Genomic DNA, 3,260 nt, shown 5'->3' with positions numbered 1-3,260 from the left:
CTGGTTGCAGGTTTTTTTACAACAGCGTTGTAAGAAGTTCCTCGGAGGTTATCCAAAGAGGGCCGGAAGTTCATGCCTGACCCAGGCCCTTCTCGAACTCCTCCGGGTACCACCACCAGTGATCCCGTGGGTAGCTCTTCCTGACAGACTGGATGTTATCGATGACCCACTTGAAGTCGATGATCCGATGGAGACCCTGGGCGTAGGCCCGGCGCAACTCGGCAAACTCTGCGGGGTGAGTCTTCTCCGAGGCGTCGCCGGCCTCAACCAGACCGGAAAGAGCTTGCAAGGTCGGCACCACGTCGATCCCGTCCTCGCGCCAATCGGCAAAGGCCAGCCTGAACCGCTCATAATGAGGAGCAAAAGCTATTCTACGAGGCATAACGTTTTTCTCCTTTGGCTGTCGAACGCCTTTCTGATGCCGCCCGGATGCTCGAAACAGCCCTTGACCGAGTATCCCTGGGTCACGGTCATGTGATCGGTTTCCTTTGAGTAGAACACCGTTTGGACCCTAGGCACTGCATTCTTCCGGTTCGAGCGATAGACCTGCGCCAAGACCCGATCACCGGTGGCCACCGTGCGCTGCGCGGTCCGATGATAGCGGTCGCCATCGCGGCCCAGCGGCCCGCCGTGCTTGGTCAAGTCCTGTTTGAAGTCGCGTTCATTGTATATCAAAGCCTCCTCGCGGGAGCGCTCGCGTAGGCCCTGAATCTTGTATCCCCACTCCCGAGAAGAATATTGATCGAGCAGTTTCCGATCTTCAGCGGAGACATCCTCACCCCATTCCGGGCTGACCGGCTCCTCAAGCTCTTTTATTACCGGGATCGTCGTACAGTAGCAACGGCCGTGGTAGGGAGGGCCCGCCACACCTGCGGGCAAGTCCTTGGTGCGCACGCCGAGAGGTTTGGAGTGCCAACTCTGGGCGGCCTTGAGGTCGGCCACCGACTTGGCGGCCATAATCGAATCCCTTTGCTCGGCCAGCGCGCGGACCGAGATGATCCGACCGTCCATGTCAAGGCAGAAGGCACAAGTCGATTCCGACCGCTCGGAGCGCACGCGGATTTCCTCAACGCCGGAACGAATGTATCCCTCGACGCGGCCGATCTCGCGCGTTTTGGCCGAAATGTGATCGGCCATCAGGTCAAGGTGCTCCATCTGCTCGGGCGAAGTGGCAAGTCCGTACACGTTATCTTCCAGGGCGTTGACCAGCTCGCGCCGCGAATAGCCCTTCTCATAATTCGCGCGCAGAGCGTCATCAAAGCCCTTCTTGAGATCGTTGTCCCAGTGATCCCCGACCCAAAACAGATTCTGTTTTCCAATGACCGAGAGCGCGTCCATATCGGTCAGGCCGAAAGCAATATCAACCCCGGCCGACGTGCCCGCTTCCACCAGACCGGCCTTGTACAGCGGAGTGGCCAGGTCGAGAACGGGCTGCTCGATCGTCGCTGCCAGGGGCTGACCGAGCCGCGCCTCCAGACGGCTGAGCACCATCTTGATCTCGGCGCTTTTCGGCTTGCCGGGAAGGGACTCGATTGCGCGCAGCGCATCGGTCAGGGCCTCTCGCTCGGCCTGGCGGTAGGTCTTGGCCAGCAGCTCGCGCAGCTTCCGCTGAGCCGTGGCCGGATTTATTGCAAATACCAAAATGTCGTCCGCCCTGCGGTAGATCTTGAATGCGGTCAGGGGGGTAATGTTCACAGATCTTCCTGGAACATCTTTTCGAGCTTCACGACCTCGGCGCGGGGGATTAAAATTCTTGAACCCATTTTCCCTCCGGGAGCCCGGCCCAGAACCGTCTCAGTTTGCAGCATGTCGTAGAACGTACTTTTAGGGATGTCAAAGTGCTTATAGACCTCGCTGGGGCGATAGTAGTTTTTAACGGGCATGCGATTATGGCCTGGCATGGTCGCCTCCTACTCGCGCGGCGTGGATCTCGCGCAGCTTTGCAGCCTGCCCCGAGGAAAGGCGCCGCTTTCCTCGCACGGTATTTACAAATCGCTGTTCCCAATCGGTGAGTTTGGCCCGGCGCTGGTCGAGCTGCTCGATCAGCTTGGTCTTGGGCTGTTTGCGGGCGAGCATGGCCCGCTGAGCCTCGATGATCTTCTGCGCCTCGGCCACGGTCTGAGGCCAGGGCTTGCCGCACATGCGCTTGTTGAACGAGGCACGCGCCTGTTGTTGCCAGCAGAGGTCCTCGTAATTGTGCTCAATGGTTTGGGCCTGCTCCCTGGTGATCAGCGCGCCGGGATCTCCGCGCTTCCGGCTACGGCGACGGCGCGGAGCACGCTCCTGGCCCAGCCGGTTCAGCACACCCGAGGCCTGGTCACGGGACAAGCTGGAGATTGACCGGCCGCCGGTCTCAGCCTCGACCACATCGCGCAACAGCTCCTCGTCCAGGCCGAGGGCGTGGGCCTTGGCCCATATCGCCCGGAGCTGAGCGGGGGACAACGGATCGGCAGCCCGGTGCGGGTGCGCGTTCATTCCTTGGCTTTCTCGATGACAAAGGTCAGGGGCCGGGGTACGGACTCGTCGCGGAAGAACTCCTCGAGCAGGTGCTTGATCTCGGCCAGGCCCGAGGTCAGCATCGCCCACTCTCCGGCGGTCATGGCAGGGGCCTCCCTTTCGGCCAGAACTGGAGTTCACTTAGATCATCTACAATCGCTAATGTTCGACCGTCTGCGAGACGGATGAACGGGGCGCTCTCTCCGTGCCCGCAGCACGAGTAGGCCGTAGCAATTCCGCCATCATTGAGCGCGGCTACGATGGGGGCGATACATTGATCGATCTGGCAAATACCAGGGGGGCCATCACCCCCAATCGCAAGGACATGTACCCATACCCAAGTGGTAAGCCCTTTCTTACACATCAGAGACCTCGGGCTTTCGCAGCATTTTCAGGGGCACGGTGCTCAGGTCCAGGTCGCCGGGCGTGGGATCATGCGGTTTTGGATATTGGCGTCGGCTGCCGGATGCGGGTCCGCGCTGGTCGAACACGCTGCGTTGCGCGAACTCTGTTTGCTTCCCGGGATTCCACTGCTGCACCGGTCGGTAGTAGCCGACCACGCGCGAGTAGACCTCGCACTTGGCACCGCAGCTCTGTTTGCTCATGGCCGCTCCAGGAGGCGATCGAGCAAGCGGAGCGCGCTCTCAGCTCACCAGAGCACTCCGAGCACGCCAAGGCCCAGCACGGAGTAGAACCCGAAGAACACCAGGCCCTCGGCCATGTTAGCGAGCATCGTCAGCCTCCAGCTTGAGCTGCCCGAGCAG

At 60.7% G+C, this 3,260-nt stretch carries 6 protein-coding genes; all 6 read right to left on the bottom strand.

Translation table 11 applies throughout. The features are described from left to right. Positions 1 to 70: 70 nt before the first annotated feature. Positions 71 to 382 (bottom strand): hypothetical protein, encoded by a 312-nt coding sequence (locus P9M14_08830; GenBank protein ID MDP8255841.1) that lies wholly within the window; start codon positions 380 to 382, stop codon positions 71 to 73. Next, positions 367 to 1,695 carry a hypothetical protein gene (locus tag P9M14_08825; GenBank protein ID MDP8255840.1) on the bottom strand — a complete coding sequence of 443 codons (1,329 nt, stop codon included), beginning with the start codon at positions 1,693 to 1,695 and terminating at the stop codon, positions 367 to 369. The genes P9M14_08830 and P9M14_08825 overlap by 16 nt, the downstream gene beginning before the upstream one ends. Beyond that, the gene (locus P9M14_08820) at positions 1,692 to 1,901 is read right to left on the bottom strand and encodes a hypothetical protein (GenBank protein ID MDP8255839.1); all 210 of its coding nucleotides are present in this window, start codon (positions 1,899 to 1,901) and stop codon (positions 1,692 to 1,694) included. The genes P9M14_08825 and P9M14_08820 overlap by 4 nt, the downstream gene beginning before the upstream one ends. Further along, a complete protein-coding gene (locus P9M14_08815; GenBank protein MDP8255838.1) occupies positions 1,888 to 2,475 on the bottom strand; it encodes a DUF1018 domain-containing protein in 588 nt (195 codons plus the stop codon). Before P9M14_08815 ends, P9M14_08820 begins: the two co-directional genes overlap by 14 nt. Continuing rightward, entirely contained in the window at positions 2,472 to 2,600 is a 129-nt protein-coding gene (locus P9M14_08810; GenBank protein ID MDP8255837.1) for a hypothetical protein, read from the bottom strand. Before P9M14_08810 ends, P9M14_08815 begins: the two co-directional genes overlap by 4 nt. A 252-nt stretch (positions 2,601 to 2,852) precedes the next feature. Continuing rightward, complete coding sequence (gene nrdD / locus P9M14_08805) at positions 2,853 to 3,101, bottom strand: anaerobic ribonucleoside-triphosphate reductase (protein MDP8255836.1); 249 nt, start codon at positions 3,099 to 3,101, stop codon at positions 2,853 to 2,855. Positions 3,102 to 3,260: the final 159 nt, after the last annotated feature.

It is taken from the genome of Candidatus Alcyoniella australis, assembly GCA_030765605.1.
Taxonomy (GTDB): domain Bacteria; phylum Lernaellota; class Lernaellaia; order JAVCCG01; family Alcyoniellaceae; genus Alcyoniella; species Alcyoniella australis.
Note: the sequence above shows the minus strand (reverse complement) of the source record. Positions and strands in the feature narration are given on the sequence as shown.